Below are 18,374 nucleotides of genomic sequence, written 5' to 3'. Positions count from 1 at the left end.
ATCAGGAGCCCGCATGAAGCCCATTCTCGCCGTCATCGCAGTTGCCACCCTGGCCGCCACCGCCGCCCCGGTGTGGGCCGATGACCTCTCCTACAACCTGAGTGTCACGTCCGACTACCGCTACCGTGGCATTTCGCAGACCCGCCTGAAGCCCGCTCTGCAAGGCGGCATCGATTACGCCCATCCCAGCGGCTTCTATATTGGCGCGTGGGCCTCCACCATCAAGTGGATCAAGGACTCCGGCGGCGACGCCGACGTCGAAATCGACACCTACCTCGGCTACAAGACGGAAGTCGCCAAGGACGTGACCGTGGACGTCGGTTTCCTGCGCTACAACTATCCCAGCAACAAGCTGGCCACCAGCGCCAACACCAACGAGCTCTATGGCGCCGTGACCGTGGGCCCGGCCACTCTCAAGTATTCGCACTCGGTCTCCAATCTCTTCGGCTTTGCCGACTCCAAGCAGAGCGGCTACCTCGACCTGAGCGCCACCTTCGACGTCGGCAGCGGTTTCACCATGACGCCGCATATCGGTCACCAGAAGGTCAAGAACAACGGCGATTTCTCCTATACGGACTATTCGCTGACGGTGAACAAGGACTGGCAAGGCTTCACCTGGGGCGCCGCCTTCGTGGCCACCAGCACCGACGCCTACATCGGCGGCAAGGGCAAGGACCTGGGCAAGAACGGCCTGGTCGTCTCGGTCAAGAAGGTCTTCTGAGCCGCCGCCGGCCGCGCTGATTTCGAGGAGAGAGAGTCATGAAACTGATTACTGCCGTCATCAAGCCCTTCAAGCTGGATGAAGTGCGCGAAGCCCTGAGTGCCATCGGCGTGCAGGGGCTGACCGTGACTGAAGTGAAGGGCTTTGGCCGCCAGAAGGGCCACACCGAGCTGTATCGCGGTGCCGAATATGTCGTGGATTTCCTGCCCAAGGTGAAGATTGAAGCCGCCGTCGCCGAAGGTGTGGTCGAGCAGGTGATCGAGGCGATTGAAAACGCCGCCCGCACCGGCAAGATCGGCGATGGGAAGATTTTTGTGTCGCCGCTGGACCAGGTCATCCGCATCCGCACCGGCGAGACCGGTCAGGACGCGCTGTGATCCGGGCCTGATCTGTCCCGGCTCGTCTTCCCCACGATTTCCTCACGACCCTGTCACGTCCCACGACGACGCTGAAAGCGCCGTCCAGAGAACCTCCACATTGAGAGAGTCCGACATGAAGAAACTGCTTGCCTGCCTGGCCCTGGCCACGGCAGCCTTCACCAGCCTGGCCCCCGCGGCCATGGCGCAGGATGCCGCCTCCGCGCCGGTGGCTGCCGCCTCGGCGGACGCTTCCGCCCCTGTGGCCACGCCGGCCGCAGCCCCGATGGCCCCCGCGGCTTCGGCCCCGGCAGACGCCGCTTCCGCGGCAGCCGCCCCCGCCCCGGTGCCCAACAAGGGTGACACCACCTGGATGATGGTCTCCACCCTGCTGGTGATCCTGATGACGGTGCCGGGCCTGGCCCTGTTCTACGGCGGCCTGGTGCGCAGCAAAAACATGTTGTCGGTGCTGATGCAGGTCATGGTGACCTTCTCGCTGATCGTGGTGCTGTGGACCCTGTATGGCTACAGCCTGGCGTTCACCGAGGGCAACAAGTTCATCGGCGGCTTCGACCGGCTCTTCATGAAGGGCATCTGGGACAACGCCGCCGGCACCTTTGCCAACGCCGCGACCTTCAGCAAGGGTGTGGTGATTCCGGAGATCGTGTTCGCCGCCTTCCAGGCCACCTTCGCCGGCATTACCTGCTGCCTGATCGTGGGCGCCTTCGCCGAACGCATCAAGTTCAGCGCGGTGCTGGCCTTCATGGTCCTGTGGTTCACCTTCAGCTACGCGCCGATGGCCCACATGGTCTGGTTCTGGATGGGCCCGGATGCCTACACCTCGGCCGCCGTCGCGGATGAGATGACCAGCAAGGCCGGCCTGCTCTGGCAGTGGGGCGCGCTGGACTTCGCCGGCGGTACCGTCGTGCACATCAATGCCGCTGTCGCCGGCCTGGTGGGTGCCTACATGGTGGGCAAGCGCATCGGCTACGGCAAGGAAGCCTTCACCCCGCACAGCCTGACGCTGACGATGGTGGGCGCCTCGCTGCTGTGGGTGGGCTGGTTCGGTTTCAATGCCGGCTCCGCCCTGGAAGCCAACGGTTTTGCTGCCCTGGCCTTCATCAACACGCTGGTGGCCACCGCCGCCGCCGTGCTGGCCTGGAGCCTGGGTGAAGCCATGTTCAAGGGCAAGGCCTCGATGCTGGGTGCCGCTTCGGGCGCCGTCGCGGGCCTGGTCGCCATCACCCCGGCCGCCGGCAACGTCGGTGTGGGCGGTGCGCTGATCATCGGTTTCATCGCCGGCTTCGTCTGCCTGTGGGGCGTGTCGGGCCTGAAGAAGCTGCTGGGTGCGGACGACTCGCTGGATGTGTTTGGTGTGCACGGCGTGGGCGGTATCGTCGGCGCCCTGCTGACCGGTGTCTTCAATTCGCCCAATCTGGGCGGCCCCAGCGCCGTCGGCGACTGGGTGACGGCATCCATGATCACGGCGGACGCCTACTCCATCGCCGCTCAGGTCTGGATGCAGGCCAAGGCGGTCGGCCTGACCATCGTCTGGTCGGGTGTGGTCTCGGTCATCGCCTTCAAGCTGGTGGATCTGGTGATCGGCCTGCGCGTGTCGGAAGAGGACGAGCGCGAAGGTCTGGACATCACCTCGCACGGCGAAACCGCCTATCACAAGTAATCCGGTCACCTCCAAGATAGTTCCTGCAATGAACGGTTGAGCAGCCCGGGATGCCCGGTGCTCGACTTCCAGCCGCCCTCCGGGGCGGCTTTTTTTTGGGATCGCCCCTTGCCTTTGGCAGGGCCGGCCCCACGTGTCAGCACCCAAGGATTGCTTGAAGCCCCCGGAACTGGCGCCGGACCGCCCGAAAGCTTCCCTAGAATCTCTCTTACCCCGGCTGCCCAGCGCCCCGTCCATCATGGTTCCACACCTCATTACCGCCCTGACCGGTCCCATCAACGAGCTGGAACAGCGCGTGCTCGAGTCCATGCCGGCCATTGAGCGCTGGTTCCGGCTGGAATGGATGGAGCACACGCCGCCGTTTTACAGTTCGGTGGACCTGCGCAATGCGGGCTTCAAGCTCGCCCCGGTGGACACCAACCTCTTCCCCGGCGGCTTCAACAACCTGACGCCCGAGATGCTGCCGCTGGCGGTGCAGGCGGCGATGGCGGCCATCGAGAAGATCTGCCCGGAAGCGAAGAACCTGCTGCTGATTCCGGAGAAGCACACCCGCAACAGCTTCTACCTGACCAATGTCCAGACGCTGATCCGCATCTTCAGCATGGCGGGTCTGAACGTGCGTCTGGGCACCCTGGACGACAGCATCAAGGAGCCGACCGCGCTGCCGCTGCCCGACGGCACCAGCCTGACGCTGGAGCCGCTGATCCGTCAGCGCTCGCGACTGGGCCTGAAAGACTTCGACCCTTGCACCATCCTGCTGAACAACGACCTCTCGGCCGGCATTCCGGATGTGCTGACCCATCTGCATGAGCAGTACCTGCTGCCGCCGCTGCATGCCGGCTGGGCGCTGCGCCGCAAGAGCCAGCACTTCCGGGCCTACGAGGAAGTGGCCAAGAAATTCGCCAAGCTGCTGGGCATGGACCCGTGGCTGATCTATCCGCAGTCGGTGGCCGTGGGCGACCTGGACTTCAGCACCGGCCAGGGCCTGGACGCCCTGCAGGCGCAAGTGGACAACGTGCTCACCAAGACCCGCCGCAAGTACAAGGAATACGGCATCCAGGAGAAGCCGTTCGTGGTGGTCAAACCCGATTCCGGCACCTACGGCATGGGCATCATGACGGTGCGCGATGCCAAGGACCTGGAAGACCTGGGACGCCGCGCCCGCAACAAGATGAGCGTCATCAAGGACGGTCAGGTGGTGTCGCAGGTGCTGGTGCAGGAAGGCGTGGTGACCCACGAACGCATGCATGACGCCGTCGCCGAACCGGTGGTCTACATGATGGACCGGTATGTGGTGGGCGGCTTCTACCGCGTGCATGCGGACCGTGGCGAAGACGAGAACCTCAACGCCCCGGGCTCGAGTTATGTGCCGCTGGCGTTTGCGCATTCGTCGCACCTGCCCGCTCCGGGGGAGAAGCCCGGCGCCAGCGCGCCGAACCGCTTCTACATGTATGGCGTCATCGCCCGTCTGGCCATGCTGGCCGCCAGCTATGAGCTGGAAGCGACGGATCCGGAAGCGGAGGACTACGCCTGAGGGCAGGGCGCGTCTTCATTCGTCGCTGTACTTTGGCGGTCGGGCGAGTTGCCACGGAGGCAACTCGTCAATAGGGACGAAGCCGCCGGGCCGAGGTTTCTTGGCTGATGAATCACCCTCCATCGGCGTTGTGGGTGAGTGCCGATCGAACCGGGGGGACCGGTCTCGCGGGGGGAGGTCTAGGACCCTGTCTCGAGGATCGGCTCCGGTGATCCGCCTCCAGCACTGCGCTCAGGTGGCTCGTTCCCACCAGCGGCACGGGACAGTGTCGATGCAGTTCGCTGGCGGCATCCGCCAGCAATTGCTGCCTTTGAGCTTGCGCGAGGGCATGGTCACGGCCAAACGTCTCCCCGCCTTCGCGCAGCGCCATTGCCAGGGCCACCTGGTTGCCCATCATCCGAAGCGGGAATGGATCTGATGCGGGATGCGGCGTAGGGATATCGTTGACAGCCATCAATGCGACCGGCGCTCCGGGAGGCGTGTGCTCAGTCATCCAGTCCAGCACGCTCTGCAGGGAATCCGGCGGCAGCAGGTCCACTGCTTGTGTGGGTAGGTGCAGTCGCTGTAAGGTCAGGGCGGGCAACGAGCCGTCCGCCATCGGTGCGGTGGCGCGCAGGGAAAGTTTGCTGGACCAACCACTGCCCCAGCACTGCGTGGCAGTGGTTTCCAGAAGCAGCGTCGGCTCTTTCGGCCTGTTGACGGCGTAGGCGCAGTTGAGCGGGGAGGACGTGGGCAACCACGTGACCGGCAGGTCGCCCAGGGTGACCAGAGCTTCGACCTGAAGGCTGCGCAGGGCTCGCAGCAGGTCCCACCCGCTATGCACGTCTGGGGCTGGACTGGCGAGCAGCTGCAGCGCTCGGCCCGCAGGACGCTCAGCGTGCTGCGGACCCAACGCGGTCCGCACGGTCACCTGGCTTCGCAGAAGCGCAGGGCAGTCGTCCACTCCGTAAAGAGTCCCGAATTCGAAGACCGGCGGATGGGCTGGACGCCGATGCTGTTTTGCGTCTTCCAGCACCGCCTCGGCGACTTGCCGGTGCGCACTGAGCCAGGGAATGCCGGACGGTGGTGGCTGAGGACCGGCCGGAGGCGGGGGGCGTCCCACCTGCTCCGGCTCTGCCAGCGCGTGCGACGTGGTGTTCAGGGACATGGAGGATGAACTGGGGACCATGTGTGGGGCTTCTCCTTCAGCGGCCTCAATCGGATCTTGCGAAGGCCATTGCGCAGTGGGCAGCGGGCGCTGCAACCGTGGTCAGTGGGACAGGCCAGCCGGTGGTTCTTCAGGGCGATGCGGCGCCGGCGGGATCAGGCCGCTGGCGAATGCATGGGCGCCGGGCAGTCCGGTGCGTCCAAGGGCTCCGACGCAGCCAGCGCCGCCGCCAGATGCACCGGGCCACCCAGCAAGGCGGGATCGCGCTGGTGCAGATCACTGGCGGCGTCCAGGAGCCACTGCCGCTGCTGATGGCGGTAGAACGCGTCCGCCGTGTCCGGCGTCGGCCCCGCAGTGGCCATCAGCCCCTGGCGCAGGGCCAGCGTCAGGGCCAACTGGCCGCTCATGGCCAGCAGGGGATCGGCATCGGGCGAGCTCTTCACGCCCACGTCATCGCGGCCCAGCAGCACCACCCGCTCTCCTGGCTGGCTGTTCCACAGGATCCAGTCCGCGGCGCAGCGCAGCTGGGCGGGCCCCAGGGTGCCAGGCGTTCCGCACTCCACCTGCAATTGCTCAATCTTGTGCCGATCGCAGACCTTCGTGGCCGGGGGGGCGTTGGACGGCGGGTCGTTGGCCGGGGGTTCCCATTCGAACTCGATCTGACGTCGCCAGCCCGCACCCCTTTGCGTGACGTCTGACGACCTGTAGCGGACCGCCGAGTCCCCGTCCACCAACACGTAAGTGGATGGCGTGGCCTCCCCATCCTTGGCCCATGGCCGCGCAACGTTGCCCAGGGCCACCACGTGGCGGGCGTTCAGTCCTCGGAGAATCAGCATGAACTCCACCATCGGAACGTAGTCATCCGATGGGGGACGCATGATGACCAGCTCCGGGATGGAGGTCGAAGCTCCCTGACGGGCTGACGCAGCGCCCGCGCTGATCGGCATCGGCGACGCGCCCGATCTCCCGGTCGGTGAGGGCAGCAAAGCCAGGCGCTGCCTGACCAGTACATGTCCGTCCTGGTGAAGTTGCCGCCCCAGTGGGGCGAGGACCGGCCCATGCGCAGGAACCGTTCCCTGACGGATCAGGCCCAGGACCTCTGCCGCAGCGTCCTCATGCCTGATCAGCCACTCCGGCGGGGCCGCGGTGGGATCCGCGAATGCGGCGTGATCGGTTGTCGGATCGGCTCCAACAATGGGAACCAGGGATTGCAGCGGCAGCGTGCGCATCGGCGGGGGACAGGAGGCACGGGACAACCCCGCTGCCCCTCAGTTGACCGCGGCGCGCCGGGCGGTTCCGTCAGGCCTTGAGGGCCGCGCCTTCCACGTCCGTGGCCGCCTGGAGCAGCAGCAGCTTGAAGCGGTCCAGCCCTTCACCGTGCGCATCCGGCAGATGCCAGACCGACAGCGCACCCAGGCCCAGGTCCACGTCATGCGGCAGCAGCCGGACGATGCCCTTGCGTTCGGCGTCCACCGCCACATCGTGCGGCATGACCGCCAGCAGCGGCATCTCACACATCATGTTGAGCGACAGCAGCAGGTCGCCGTTTTCGATCAGATCGCTGGGCAGGGGCAGACCCTTGGCCTGCCAGAGCCGGTCCACCAGCATCCGGGTGCGGGTGCCAGGCATGTGCCAGATCCAGCGCTGGCGGCTGAGCGTTTCCCAGCTCAGCGTCTCGGCCGACGCCAGCGGATGGATGGCGCTGATCGCCAGCCGCTCCGGCTGTTGCAGCAGGGCCATGCGCTGCAGCCCCAGCGGTTCGTCCTGCGGCATCACCCGGGCAATGACCAGGTCCAGCTGGCCGGCCAGCAGATCTTCGAACAAGGAACGCAGCGCATGTGTGCGCACGCTCACCGTCATTTGCGGCGACTCCCGCTTCAGCGCCGCCACCGCCCGTGGCAACAGCCGGGCCAAAGCGGCATTGGTGGCGCCGATGCGCAGCTCGCCCGTGGCGCCCCGCACCATGGAGGCCACTTCTCCGGCCGCCCGGTGCAGGTCCGCTTCAATCTTGCGGGCCAGCGTCAGCAACCGGCGGCCGACCGGCGTGATGTACATATGCCGGCCCTTGCGCAGGAACAGCATCTGGCCCAGGCCCTGCTCCAGCTCGGCCAGCGTCTTGCTGACCGCCGGCTGGGTCACATGCAGCACTTCCGCGGCATGGCTGGCGTTGCCGGTGTCGTGCAGGGCGATCAGCACCCGCGCATGCCGCAGGCTCATGCGGCGCACGATGAACTGCTCGGCGGCCTCGGGCGTGGAAGAGAGGTCGGTCATGGGCGGTCTGGAAAGAGGCGCAAGCGTACCTGCAAAGCGCACGCAGGGGTTTACAGGATGTGATCCGCCAACCGCCCCCGTCAACTCTGACGCAATTCCTTCGCACGGCCGTCGCCCGGACGCAAGCCAAAGTCGGTCACAGAGGTGGGGGTGTTGCGCTGCACAAATAGAAGCACACAATACGCACTTTCGACTTTTCGCGACCCCTCAGAACGGTCGCGAGCGACTCTGTGAGTTCACACCAAGCGGCCCGCTCGCCGTCCGCCCTCGCGGGCCTGACCATCGGCGCATTGGGTGTTGTGTACGGGGACATCGGCACCAGCCCCCTCTATGCCCTGAAGGAAGTGTTTCATGGCGGCCATGTGCCGCTGACACACGACAACATCCTGGGCGTGCTGTCCCTGCTCTTCTGGACGATGACTGTCATCGTCTCCCTCAAATACGTGCTGCTGATCCTGCGGGCGGACAACAACGGCGAAGGCGGCCTGATCGCCATGCTGGCCCTGGCCACCACGGCCGTGCGCCACAAGCCGCAGTTGCGACGCAGCCTGATGCTGGTCGGCCTGTTCGGCACCGCCATCTTCTTTGGGGATGCGGTGATCACGCCGGCGATGACGGTGCTGGGGGCGGTGGAGGGCATTGACGTCTACTTCCCCCAATACGACAACGTCATCGTCCCGGTCACGCTGATCGTGCTGGCCGGACTGTTCTCGGTGCAGCGTTTTGGCACCAGCGGCGTGGGCAAGGCCTTCGGCCCGGTCATGCTGGTGTGGTTCACCACGCTGGCGGCGCTGGGAGTGCCGCAGATCTGGGGCAATCCGCATGTGCTGACGGCGATCAATCCGCTGTATGCCGTGCGGTTTTGCGTCGACTACGGCTGGATCGCCTTCGTCGCCCTGGGCGCGGTGGTGCTGGTGGTGACCGGCGGCGAGGCGCTCTATGCAGACCTGGGGCACTTCGGCAAGAAGCCCATCCGCATCGCCTGGTATGGCTTTGTGATGCCGGCGCTGGTGCTGAACTACTTCGGCCAGGGCGCCCTGCTGCTGGAGCGGCCCGAGGCCATCAAGAACCCGTTCTACCTGATTGCGCCGTCCTGGGCCGAGATCCCGCTGTTCGGCCTGGCGACGCTGGCGGCCATCGTGGCTTCGCAGGCGCTGATCACCGCGGCCTTCTCGGTGACCAAGCAGGCGGTGCAGCTGGGGCTGCTGCCGCGCATGCGCATCCTGCACACCTCCGTGCGGGACATCGGCCAGATCTATGTGCCGTTTGTGAACTGGGGTCTGTTCGCCTTTGTGGTGGTGGCGGTGGCCTTCTTCGGCTCGTCCAGCAAGCTGGCCGGCGCCTATGGCGTGGCGGTGACGATCGACATGACCATCACCACCATCATGACCTTCTTCGTCATCCGCTATGGCTGGGGATATCCGCTGGCGCTGTGCATTGCCGCCACCGGCGCGTTCTTTGTCATTGACGCCACCTTCCTTGCGTCCAATCTGCTGAAGGTGGCGCACGGCGGCTGGTTCCCGCTGATGATCGGCGTGGGCATGTTCACCCTGATGCTGACCTGGAAGCAGGGCCGCCGCCTGCTGTCGGACAAGCTGCGCGAAGACGCCATCGACCTGCGCAGCTTCCTCGAGGCGGTGTTCATCAATCCGCCGACGCGGGTGGTGGGCACGGCGGTATTCCTGTCGGCCGAGCAGGGCACCACGCCCAATGCGCTGCTGCACAACCTCAAGCACAACAAGGTGCTGCATGAGCAGAACCTGTTTGTGAGCGTGCGCCATCACGAGGTGCCGTGGATCGGCTTCGAGAAGCGGGTGGAAGTGGAGAGCCTGGACAACCACTGCTGGCAGGTGACGCTGCACTTCGGCTTCAAGAACGAACCGGACGTGCCGGAAGCGCTGCGGCTGCTGGAGCAGCGCGGCGTGCATCTGGACGAGATGGAGACCAGCTACTTCCTCTCGCGGGACATCGTCATTCCGACCATCGGCTCGGGCATGGCCCTGTGGCGGGAGAAGCTGTTCGCCAGCATGCACCGCAATGCGGCCGCGGCGGCGGACTTCCTGCACCTGCCCACCAACCGCATCGTGGAGCTGGGGTCCAAGGTCGAGATCTAAAAGCGGTGGGCCGCCGGGTCCGCGGCGCCATCCGCCCGCGGGTGACATCCGCAGCGCCCAGGTCTTCAGAGGTGACCGCCGCCTAGGTATGCTCCGGCCACCATGCAACGTGCCCTGAAAGACCTGTCCCTGTCCGCCACCGTCGCCGGCTTTGTCGCCGTGCTGGTGGGCTTCACCAGCTCGGTGGCCATCATCTTTCAGGCCACCCAGCAGTTGGGAGCGACCGAGGCCCAGACCACCTCCTGGATCTGGGCCCTGGGCATCGGCATGGGCCTGACCAGCCTGGGTCTGTCGCTCTGGACCCGCCAGCCGGTGCTGACCGCCTGGTCCACCCCCGGTGCCGCCCTGCTGGCCGCCACCTCCGGCGTGCCGATGGCCGAAGCCATCGGCGCCTTCATCGTCTGTGGCGGCTTGATCGTGCTTTTCGGGGTCACCCGTGTTTTCGAGCGCCTCATGGACCGCATCCCGATCGCGATTGCTGCTGCGCTGCTGGCCGGTGTGCTGGCCCGGTTCGGGCTGGATGCGGTGCTGGCGACGAAGACACAGCCGCTGCTGGTGGTCGCCATGGCGCTGACCTATCTCGCCGGGCGGCGCTGGTGGCCCCGGTATGCCACCCCGGCGGTGCTGCTGATGGGCATTCTCGTGGCGGGCGTGCAGGGGCAGTTGCAGTGGCGGGACGTGCACTGGCAGTGGGCCCTACCGGTCTGGACGACGCCGACCTTCAGCGTGACGACGCTCATCGGCGTGGCGCTGCCGCTGTTCCTTGTGACCATGGCGTCCCAGAACCTGCCCGGCGTGGCGGCGCAGCGGGCCGCAGGCTACGACACCCCGGTGTCCGCCAGCATCACGACCACCGGTCTGGCCACCGTCCTTCTGGCACCCTTCGGTGGATATGCCTTCAACCTCGCGGCCATCACCGCCGCCATCTGCATGGGGCGCGAAGCGCACGAAGATCCGAAGCGGCGCTACATGGCGTCGGTGATGGCGGGCGTGTTCTATCTGATGATCGGCCTGGCCGGCGGCGCCGTGGTGGGCCTGCTGCATGCCTTCCCGAAGGAATTGGTGACGGCGGTGGCCGGTCTGGCCCTGCTGGGCACCATCGCCGGGGGGCTCTCTGCCGCCCTGAAGGAAGAAAAACACCGCGATGCGGCCCTGCTCACCTTCCTGGTCACTCTCTCCGGGCTCAGTCTGCTGGGCATCGGCTCCGCATTCTGGGGGGTCGTGGCCGGCGCGGTTTCTCTGATGGTGCAACACTTCAGGCAACGCTGAATTTTTCCGGAAGCCCCCCATGAAGATTTTGTTCGTCGCCGATCCGCTCTCGGCCTTCAACACCTACAAGGACTCCACCTTCGCCATGATGCGCGAGGCCGCCCGCCGCGGCCATGAAGTCTGGGCCTGCGAGGTGCCGGAACTGATGTGGGTGAGCGGCAGCCGCGTGACCGCGCGGGAAGCCCGCCGCCTGGTGCTGACGCCCGAAGCGGTGGCCAGCAGCGCCGGCACCAAGCTCGCGGTCTGGCACCACATCGAGGAACGCGGGCCGCTGGCTCTGGCCGATGTCGATGCGGTGCTGATGCGCAAGGACCCGCCGTTCGACTCTGAATTCTTCTACGCCACCCATCTGCTGGAGCAGGCCGAGCGGGAGGGCGCCAAGGTCTTCAACAAGCCGTCGGCGCTGCGGGACCATCCGGAGAAGCTGGCCATCCTCGAATTCTCCCAATTCATCTCGCCAACGCTGGTGACCCGTTCGGACGCAGCCATCCGTGCCTTCCATGCGGAGCATCAGGACATCATCCTCAAGCCGCTGGACGGCATGGGCGGCATGGGCATCTTCCGCGTGAAGGCCGATGGCCTGAACCTGGGCAGCATCATCGAGACGCTGAACAAGCAGGGCGCCGAGACGGTGATGGTGCAGCGCTTCGTGCCGGAGATCGCGCAAGGGGACAAACGCATCCTGCTGATCGGCGGCCAGCCGGTGCCGTATTGCCTGGCCCGCATTCCGCAGGGCAGCGAGGTGCGTGGCAATCTGGCCGCGGGTGGCAAGGGCGTGGCCCAGCCGCTGAGCGATGCGGACCGCCGCATCGCCGAGGCGCTGGCGCCGGTGCTCGCCGCGCGCGGACTGCTGCTGGTGGGTCTGGACGTGATCGGCGACAAGATGACCGAGATCAACGTGACCAGCCCGACCTGCTTCCAGGAGATCATGGAGCAGACGGGCTTTGATGTGGCCGCGACCTTCGTCGATGCGCTGGAGCAGGGCGTCGCTGCACGCGCCGCTGATGCCGCGAAGGCCGCGAGTGCCTTCCATGCCGCTCGCACTCAGGCCTGAAGCCTGAAGCCTGAAGCCTGAAGCCTGAAGCCTGAAGCCTGAAGCCTGAAGCCCGGCGGCTGACGCCTGGTGCTGGAGACCTTGATATGAACTTTGAACTGATGAGCGAGCACGGCAGCTTCGGCGGCGTGCAGCGTTTCTATCGTCATGCGTCGCAGCAGATCGGCCTGCCGATGCGCTTTGCCCTGTTCGTGCCCCCAGGGGGTGCCAAGGGTCTGCTGGTCTTCCTGGCGGGACTGACCTGCACCGAAGAGACCTTCACGATGAAGGCCGGTGCCCAGCGCCGCGCGGCGGAGCTGGGCCTGGCGCTGCTGATGCCGGACACCAGCCCGCGCGGCGAGGCCGTGAGTGCGCTGCCGGGCGCCACGGAATCGTGGGACTTCGGCGTGGGCGCGGGCTTCTACCTGGATGCGACGCAGGCGCCGTGGGCCCGGCACTTCCGCATGGAGAGCTACCTGATGAAGGAGCTGATCCCGCAGGTGCAGGCGGAACTGGGCCTGGATGCGGCACGCACCGGCATCAGTGGCCATTCCATGGGCGGCCATGGCGCCTTGACGCTGGCGCTGCGGCATCCGGAAGCGTTTGTGTCGCTGTCGGCCATCGCGCCGATCGCCGCCCCGAGCCGCTGCCCGTGGGGTGTGAAGGCGTTCACCGGTTATCTGGGCGAGGACCGGGACGCCTGGCCGGCCCATGACGCCAGTGCACTGATGGCGAGCCAGTCCAGGGCCCCGTTCCCCGGCGGCGTGCTGGTGGACCAGGGTCTGGCGGACAAGTTCCTGGTGGAGCAGCTCTACCCCGAGGCGCTGGAATCAGCCTGCGCCACCGTGGGCCAGGACCTGTTCCTGCGCCGCCATGATGGCTACGACCACGGCTACTACTTCATCGCCACGGTCATTGATGACCATCTGACGCATCACGCCCGGCAGATGGGCTTGCAGGGGCGGTGAGGGGAGTACTCTGACGGGCGTTCTGAGGGGCGCCCTCTGTGGCGTCCGAGCCCTGGCCCTGCTGCAGCCGGTGCCCGGCCGCCGCCTTGTAGCCGCGCACAAAAGCGTCGATCTCTGCCGGGTCGATGACATCCTCCAGTCGCTCGAATCCATCGGGCGCCCGCTCTTCGACCATGTCGAGAATGTAGTCCAGCCCCTCCTGGCGATTCATCTCGACGATGCGGGCGCAGAGGGGCCGCCGTTCGTCCTCGTAGGCGGCCAACGCGACCTCAAGCCGCTCGGCCTCTGACGCTGCGTCGGCCTGCGCATCAGCCTGCGTCACTGCGTGCGCATCGGCCGGTCCACGTGCAGGGACGTCTGCGGCATCAGCGAACGCCGCCCCCGTACCCGCCAGTCCGTGATCGCGAAGCGCCCGGGCCAGCGCCTGGGCATCCATGATGGCCTGCGTCGCACCGTTCGAGCCAATCGGATACATCGGATGCGCCGCATCTCCCAGCAGCGTGACGCGGCCCTGGCGCCAGCGCGGCAGCGGGTCGCGGTCCACCATCGGCCATTCCAGCAGCTGCTGCGCGCCCTCGATCACCCCGGGCACATCGAGCCAGTCAAAGTGCCACGCGCCGAAGGTGGGCAGCAGGTCGCTGATCTGGCCCGGCTTGCTCCAGTCTTCACGGCCGGGCGCGCTCAGCCCGCCGCCCAGGCCGTCCTCGCGCAGGCGGCGGTCGCAGATCCAGTTGATCAACTGCAGGCCGTCGGGACGGGGCGGAGCGATCGGATACACCACGAACTTGGCCCGACGGTGGCCGGCCTGCACCATCGTGCGTCCGTCCAGGAAGGGCCGGGCGAGGGTGGTGCCGCGCCACATCATCATGCCGTTCCAGCGGGGCGGTCCCTCGTCGGGATGGAACTGGCGGCGCAGCGCGGAATGGATGCCGTCCGCGCCGATCACCAGGGCGGCGCGGCGTTCACTGCGTCGGCCGTCGCTGTGTTCGATCTCGGCGATGGCGGGGCCACGGTTCTCAGCAGGCCCTTCGCCAGCCGTCTGCTGTCGGACGCCCACCACCCGTTCACCGCCGCAGAGCGCTTCAGCGCCCAGCCGCTCCTGCGCGGTGCGCCACAGCAGCATCTGGAATTCGCCGCGGTGGATGCTGAATTGCGGATGGCTGTAGCCGCCAGCGACTCCGCGGGTGTCGCGGTACAGCGGCTGGCCATGGCGATTGGCAAAGACCAGCGCCGAGGTGGGCACCGCCATCGCCTCCAGCTGCGGCATCAGCCCCAGGCGGTCCAGCACGGCCACCGCATGGGGCAGGAGATTGATGCCCACACCCAGCGGCTTGAGCTGGCTCGCGGCCTCACAGACCTGCACGCGGTGGCCGTCTTGATGCAGCGCCAGCGCTGCCGTCAGGCCACCGATGCCGCCGCCGGCTATCAGGATGTCCATGCGCGTCTCCGTGGTTCTTTGCGGGTCAGGGTAAGCGAGATAGTTGCAGTGCGCAACAGTATCTAAGCTGAGGTGATGGATGCCGCCAATGCCGACGCCGACGCCCTCGACGACAGCCCATTCAACGCCAGCCGACGCAAAGCCGGCGATGTGCAGCCCGGAACCGACCTCCCCATGAAGCGGGCTGCGCAAGCGCTGGACGAGGATCACGAGGGAGCCGCGCGTGCCTCCGCCGGATCGGCGGCGAGCACTGCCAAACGTCCCTCGAGCGATGCGGGCTCGGCGCCTGAAGCCCCTTTGGTGCGCGTGCCTGGCCTCGACTATGGGCTGCTGGACAACCTCCTCGGTTATGCCTTGCGCCGCGCTCAGAACGCGCTCTACCTGGACTTCCACCGCGCCACCGCCAAGGCGCAGATCAGCCCCCAGCGGTTCGCAGCGCTGGTGCTGGTGGGACGCAATCCCGGCATGCGCCAGGGCGTGCTGGCCGAAGCGATGGGCCTGCACCGCAGTGGCGCCTTGCGTCTGACCGACTGGCTCACCGATCGCGGCTGGGTGGAGCGCCGAGACGATGAGGCCGATGGTCGGCGTTGGGGGCTGTATCTCACGGCGCAAGGGCGGCGCAGGCTCACCACCCTGGAGCAGCAGGTGCAGGCGCATGATCAGGCGCTGATCGACGCGCTGGGGGACCAGGCGCCGGCCCTGCGCGCGGCGCTGGAGACGCTGGCCGAGATAGCGTCGGGCCACTGCCGATGAAATGCGGCGGGGTGCGATGGCGGCCGACTGCGGCCACGTTGTAGCTCTATGAATTCCAACACAGCGCCGGTCACAGGCGCACGACAGGAGACAAGGCGATGAAACAACCCTCTCACCGGTCCCGCCGGACGCTACCGTCCCGTGCCCACCCCACCCGGCGCGAGGCCGGTCTCTGGCTGACCGCACTCGGCGCCACCCTGGCGGGTCTGGGCGCGCCGCGCCTGGCACGGGCCCAGGCCGCCATGCCACGCATCCTGGTGGGATTTCCTGCGGGCGGCTCGGTGGACGTCTGTGCCCGCCGCGTCGCGGAGGCCTGGCGTGGCCGGCTGGCGGAGACGGTGCTGGTGGATCAGCGCGTCGGGGCTGGCGGGCGCCTGGCCATCACGGCGCTGAAGGATGCGCCGGCCGATGGCGGCACGCTCCTGATGAGTCCATCCTCGATGTTCACCATCTATCCGCATGTCTACCGCAAGCTCGCTTACAAGGCGGACTCCGACGTGATCCCTGTCTCCCCGGTGGCCAATGCCACCTGCGGTTTTGGCGTCGGCCCGATGGTGCCCACCTCGGTGCGGACGCTGGCGGACTTCGTCGCCTGGGCCAAGTCCCGCCCGGAGCAGGCCGCTTATGCCTCGCCAGCAGCCGGGGCCATGCCGCATTTCCTGGGGGACCAGTTCCAGCGCGCGGCCGGCATCAAGCTCACCCATGTGCCCTACCGCGGGGCGGCTCCCGGCCTGCAGGACCTGATGGGCGGCCAGATCGCTTCCGGCTGCTTCATCCTGGGCGATTTCCTGCCGCATCTGGCCAGCGGCCGTATCCGCATCCTCGGCGTCACCGATCAGCAGCGCTCGCGCTTCGTGCCGGAGGTGCCGACCTTCGCCGAGCAAGGCTTCCCCGGCATCCAGGGGGTGGAGACCTACGGCCTGTTCCTGCCGGCCCGCACACCCGCCGTGGTGGTGGACAAGGTGTTTGACCTCGCCCGGGTGGCGCTGCGGGAAAAGCAGGTGGTGGAGGGGCTGGCCAAACTCGGCTTCGAGCCGCTGGTGATGGCGCCGGCGGACTATGCCCGTCGCCTGGCTGCGGAGCGGGCGAGCTGGGGGCCGATCGTGCAGGCGTCCGGGTTCTCATCGGACGACTGAATTTCCGGCCCGGCACCGGGCCGGCCGGCGCGATCGGGGACAATCGCCCCATGGCTGTCCTCTCCCTCACCAATGCCCATCTGGCCTTTGGCCACGTCCCTCTGCTGGACGGGGCGAACTTTTCGCTGGAAACCGGCGAACGCGTCGGCCTGATCGGCCGCAACGGCACCGGCAAGTCCTCGATGCTCAAGGTCCTGGCCGGCCTCGAGAAGCTGGACGACGGCCTGCTGCAGCTGCAGCAGGGCCTGACCAGTGTCTATGTGCCGCAGGAACCCGAGCTGCGCCCCGATGCCAGCATCTTCGATGTGGTGAGCGAAGGCGTGGCGGAAGCCAAGAGCCTGCGGGCCCGTTATGAGGCCCATGACGAGAATGACGACCTCGGCTGGGTGCAGGAGCGCATCGAGCAGATCGGCGCCTGGAACTGGGAACAGCGGGTGGACGAAACGCTGCACCGTCTGGGCCTGGATGCCAATCGGCGGGTGGGTGAACTCTCCGGCGGTCTGAAGAAGCGTGTGGCGCTGGCGCGCGCGCTGGTGGCCCAGCCGGACGTGCTGCTGCTGGACGAACCCACCAACCACCTGGACCTGGATGCGATCCGCTGGCTGGAAGAGCTGCTCACCAGCTTCAAGGGCTCGCTGCTGCTGATCACCCACGACCGTGCCTTCCTGGACAACGTGGCCAACCGCATCGTGGAACTGGACCGTGGGCAACTGCGCGGGTATCCCGGCAACTTTGCCGCGTTCCAGGCCGCCAAGGCCTATGAGCTGGAAAACGAGGCGCTGGCCAATGCCCGCTTCGACAAGCTGCTGGCGCAGGAGGAAGTCTGGATCCGCAAGGGCGTGGAAGCGCGGCGCACCCGCAGCGTGGCCCGTGTGCAGCGGCTGCAGCAGATGCGCCAGGACCGGCATGCGCGGCGGGACGTGCAGGGCAAGGTGCGGCTGGATGTGGCCACCGGCGAGTCCAGCGGCAAGATCGTGGCGGAGCTGGAGAAGGTCAGCAAGCGTTATGGCGACCGGGACATCGTCCGCGAGTTCTCCGCCACCATCCTGCGCGGCGACAAGATCGGGCTGGTCGGTGCCAACGGTGCCGGCAAGACGACGCTGCTGAAGATGATCCTGGGCGAACTGCCGCCGGACAGCGGCACGGTGCGCCTGGGCAGCCGCCTGACGGTCGCCTACTTCGACCAGATGCGCGATGCGTTGAACCTGCAGGCGACGCTGGCCGACACCATCAGCCCGGGCAGCGAATGGATCGAGATCGGCACGCAGCGCAAGCATGTGAAGAGCTATCTCAGCGATTTCCTGTTCTCGCCGGCGCGGGCGGATTCCCCGGTGTCCAGCCTCTCCGGCGGCGAGCGCAACCGCCTGCTGCTGGCGCGCCTCTTCGCCCGCCCGGCCAATGTGCTGGTGCTGGACGAACCGACCAACGACCTGGACATCGAAACCCTGGAGCTGCTGGAAGAGCTGCTGGCCGACTATGACGGCACCGTCTTCCTGGTCAGCCACGACCGGCGCTTCCTCGACAACGTGGTGACCTCCACCATCGTCAATGAAGGCGACGGCTTCTGGCGTGAGTACGAAGGTGGCGTGGAAGACTGGCTGACCCAGTCCCGCCGTGCGGCGGAGATCCGGGCGCGTCAGGCGCCGGCCGCGGTGGCGGCCCCTGCGCCCGCCGCAGCACCGACTCCCGCGCCGGTGGTGGCCACCAAGCGCAAGCTCAGCTACAAGGAACAGCGCGAGCTGGAAGAGCTGCCCGGCAAGATCGCGGCGCTGGAGACGGAGCAGGCGCATCTGCATGCGCTGCTCAACGGCACCGATCTGTATGCACAGGGGGCGGCCCGCATCAACGAAGTCACCCAGCGGGTGGCAGAGATCGATGACGAGCTGCTGGGGCTGATGGAGCGCTGGGAAGTGCTCGAAGCGAAGTGATGGAAGGCGGGCCGGCGGTCCGCCG

At 67.0% G+C, this 18,374-nt stretch carries 15 protein-coding genes; 11 read left to right on the top strand and 4 right to left on the bottom strand.

What is annotated here, in order from left to right; translation table 11 throughout:
• The first annotated feature begins 13 nt into the window (after window positions 1-13).
• The 4 genes from FHS28_RS10550 to gshA all read left to right on the top strand — a co-directional run bounded on the left by FHS28_RS10550 (window position 14) and on the right by gshA (window position 4,292).
• The gene (locus FHS28_RS10550) at window positions 14-721 is read left to right on the top strand and encodes a TorF family putative porin (RefSeq protein WP_088452873.1); all 708 of its coding nucleotides are present in this window, start codon (window positions 14-16) and stop codon (window positions 719-721) included.
• 38 nt (window positions 722-759) lie between these two features.
• On the top strand, window positions 760-1,098 hold the full coding sequence (gene glnK, locus FHS28_RS10545) for a P-II family nitrogen regulator (RefSeq protein WP_088452875.1): 339 nt from the start codon (window positions 760-762) through the stop codon (window positions 1,096-1,098).
• A gap of 115 nt (window positions 1,099-1,213) precedes the next feature.
• Entirely contained in the window at window positions 1,214-2,758 is a 1,545-nt protein-coding gene (gene amt, locus FHS28_RS10540) for an ammonium transporter (RefSeq protein ID WP_088452877.1), read from the top strand.
• Between the two features lie 238 nt (window positions 2,759-2,996).
• Complete coding sequence (gene gshA / locus FHS28_RS10535) at window positions 2,997-4,292, top strand: glutamate--cysteine ligase (protein ID WP_088452879.1); 1,296 nt, start codon at window positions 2,997-2,999, stop codon at window positions 4,290-4,292.
• A gap of 112 nt (window positions 4,293-4,404) precedes the next feature.
• Here the strand turns inward: gshA and FHS28_RS10530 are convergent, their stop codons facing one another.
• The 3 genes from FHS28_RS10530 to FHS28_RS10520 form a co-directional block, all read right to left on the bottom strand.
• Window positions 4,405-5,439, bottom strand: coding sequence for a hypothetical protein (locus FHS28_RS10530; RefSeq protein WP_184294534.1), 1,035 nt, complete (start codon window positions 5,437-5,439; stop codon window positions 4,405-4,407).
• Between the two features lie 155 nt (window positions 5,440-5,594).
• Window positions 5,595-6,317, bottom strand: a complete 723-nt coding sequence (locus FHS28_RS10525; protein ID WP_184294531.1) for a hypothetical protein — start codon at window positions 6,315-6,317, stop codon at window positions 5,595-5,597.
• Between the two features lie 421 nt (window positions 6,318-6,738).
• Window positions 6,739-7,710, bottom strand: a complete 972-nt coding sequence (locus tag FHS28_RS10520) for a LysR family transcriptional regulator (RefSeq protein WP_088452885.1) — start codon at window positions 7,708-7,710, stop codon at window positions 6,739-6,741.
• A gap of 230 nt (window positions 7,711-7,940) precedes the next feature.
• Here FHS28_RS10520 and FHS28_RS10515 point away from each other — a divergent pair, with 230 nt between their 5' ends.
• The 4 genes from FHS28_RS10515 (at window position 7,941) to fghA (ending at window position 13,094) form a co-directional block, all read left to right on the top strand.
• A complete protein-coding gene (locus FHS28_RS10515) occupies window positions 7,941-9,824 on the top strand; it encodes a potassium transporter Kup (RefSeq protein WP_088452887.1) in 1,884 nt (627 codons plus the stop codon).
• Window positions 9,825-9,926: 102 nt separating this feature from the next.
• Window positions 9,927-11,093 carry a benzoate/H(+) symporter BenE family transporter gene (locus FHS28_RS10510; RefSeq protein WP_088452889.1) on the top strand — a complete coding sequence of 389 codons (1,167 nt, stop codon included), beginning with the start codon at window positions 9,927-9,929 and terminating at the stop codon, window positions 11,091-11,093.
• A gap of 19 nt (window positions 11,094-11,112) precedes the next feature.
• Window positions 11,113-12,147, top strand: coding sequence for a glutathione synthase (gene gshB / locus FHS28_RS10505; RefSeq protein ID WP_088452891.1), 1,035 nt, complete (start codon window positions 11,113-11,115; stop codon window positions 12,145-12,147).
• Window positions 12,148-12,233: 86 nt separating this feature from the next.
• Entirely contained in the window at window positions 12,234-13,094 is an 861-nt protein-coding gene (gene fghA / locus FHS28_RS10500; protein WP_088452893.1) for an S-formylglutathione hydrolase, read from the top strand.
• Here the strand turns inward: fghA and FHS28_RS10495 are convergent.
• Complete coding sequence (locus tag FHS28_RS10495) at window positions 13,039-14,532, bottom strand: flavin-dependent oxidoreductase (RefSeq protein ID WP_088452895.1); 1,494 nt, start codon at window positions 14,530-14,532, stop codon at window positions 13,039-13,041. The two genes, fghA and FHS28_RS10495, sit on opposite strands and share 56 nt — an antisense overlap.
• A gap of 75 nt (window positions 14,533-14,607) precedes the next feature.
• Between FHS28_RS10495 and FHS28_RS10490 the strand changes: the two genes are divergently transcribed.
• From FHS28_RS10490 to FHS28_RS10480, 3 genes are all read left to right on the top strand, one after another.
• Entirely contained in the window at window positions 14,608-15,285 is a 678-nt protein-coding gene (locus FHS28_RS10490; RefSeq protein WP_246409898.1) for a MarR family winged helix-turn-helix transcriptional regulator, read from the top strand.
• Between the two features lie 98 nt (window positions 15,286-15,383).
• On the top strand, window positions 15,384-16,421 hold the full coding sequence (locus FHS28_RS10485) for a Bug family tripartite tricarboxylate transporter substrate binding protein (protein ID WP_088452897.1): 1,038 nt from the start codon (window positions 15,384-15,386) through the stop codon (window positions 16,419-16,421).
• 50 nt (window positions 16,422-16,471) lie between these two features.
• Window positions 16,472-18,349, top strand: a complete 1,878-nt coding sequence (locus FHS28_RS10480) for an ATP-binding cassette domain-containing protein (protein ID WP_088452899.1) — start codon at window positions 16,472-16,474, stop codon at window positions 18,347-18,349.
• The last annotated feature ends 25 nt before the right edge of the window (window positions 18,350-18,374 follow it).

Origin of the sequence: Roseateles terrae, assembly GCF_014192155.1 — a bacterium.
Classification (GTDB): domain Bacteria; phylum Pseudomonadota; class Gammaproteobacteria; order Burkholderiales; family Burkholderiaceae_C; genus Roseateles; species Roseateles terrae.
The sequence above is the reverse complement of the archived record's forward strand: the minus strand, read 5'-3'. Positions and strand labels throughout refer to the sequence as shown.

Excerpts from the sequence above, each read along its gene's own strand:
- FHS28_RS10510 (WP_088452889.1), top strand. The coding sequence starts at position 9,927 with ATGCAACGTGCCCTGAAAGACCTGTCCCTGTCCGCCACCGTCGCCGGC.
- glnK (WP_088452875.1), top strand. The coding sequence starts at position 760 with ATGAAACTGATTACTGCCGTCATCAAGCCCTTCAAGCTGGATGAAGTG.
- FHS28_RS10490 (WP_246409898.1), top strand. The coding sequence starts at position 14,608 with ATGGATGCCGCCAATGCCGACGCCGACGCCCTCGACGACAGCCCATTC.
- gshB (WP_088452891.1), top strand. The coding sequence starts at position 11,113 with ATGAAGATTTTGTTCGTCGCCGATCCGCTCTCGGCCTTCAACACCTAC.
- FHS28_RS10495 (WP_088452895.1), bottom strand. The coding sequence starts at position 14,532 with ATGGACATCCTGATAGCCGGCGGCGGCATCGGTGGCCTGACGGCAGCG.
- FHS28_RS10480 (WP_088452899.1), top strand. The coding sequence starts at position 16,472 with ATGGCTGTCCTCTCCCTCACCAATGCCCATCTGGCCTTTGGCCACGTC.
- FHS28_RS10525 (WP_184294531.1), bottom strand. The coding sequence starts at position 6,317 with ATGCGTCCCCCATCGGATGACTACGTTCCGATGGTGGAGTTCATGCTG.
- FHS28_RS10530 (WP_184294534.1), bottom strand. The coding sequence starts at position 5,439 with ATGTCCCTGAACACCACGTCGCACGCGCTGGCAGAGCCGGAGCAGGTG.
- amt (WP_088452877.1), top strand. The coding sequence starts at position 1,214 with ATGAAGAAACTGCTTGCCTGCCTGGCCCTGGCCACGGCAGCCTTCACC.
- fghA (WP_088452893.1), top strand. The coding sequence starts at position 12,234 with ATGAACTTTGAACTGATGAGCGAGCACGGCAGCTTCGGCGGCGTGCAG.
- FHS28_RS10520 (WP_088452885.1), bottom strand. The coding sequence starts at position 7,710 with ATGACCGACCTCTCTTCCACGCCCGAGGCCGCCGAGCAGTTCATCGTG.
- gshA (WP_088452879.1), top strand. The coding sequence starts at position 2,997 with ATGGTTCCACACCTCATTACCGCCCTGACCGGTCCCATCAACGAGCTG.
- FHS28_RS10485 (WP_088452897.1), top strand. The coding sequence starts at position 15,384 with ATGAAACAACCCTCTCACCGGTCCCGCCGGACGCTACCGTCCCGTGCC.
- FHS28_RS10550 (WP_088452873.1), top strand. The coding sequence starts at position 14 with ATGAAGCCCATTCTCGCCGTCATCGCAGTTGCCACCCTGGCCGCCACC.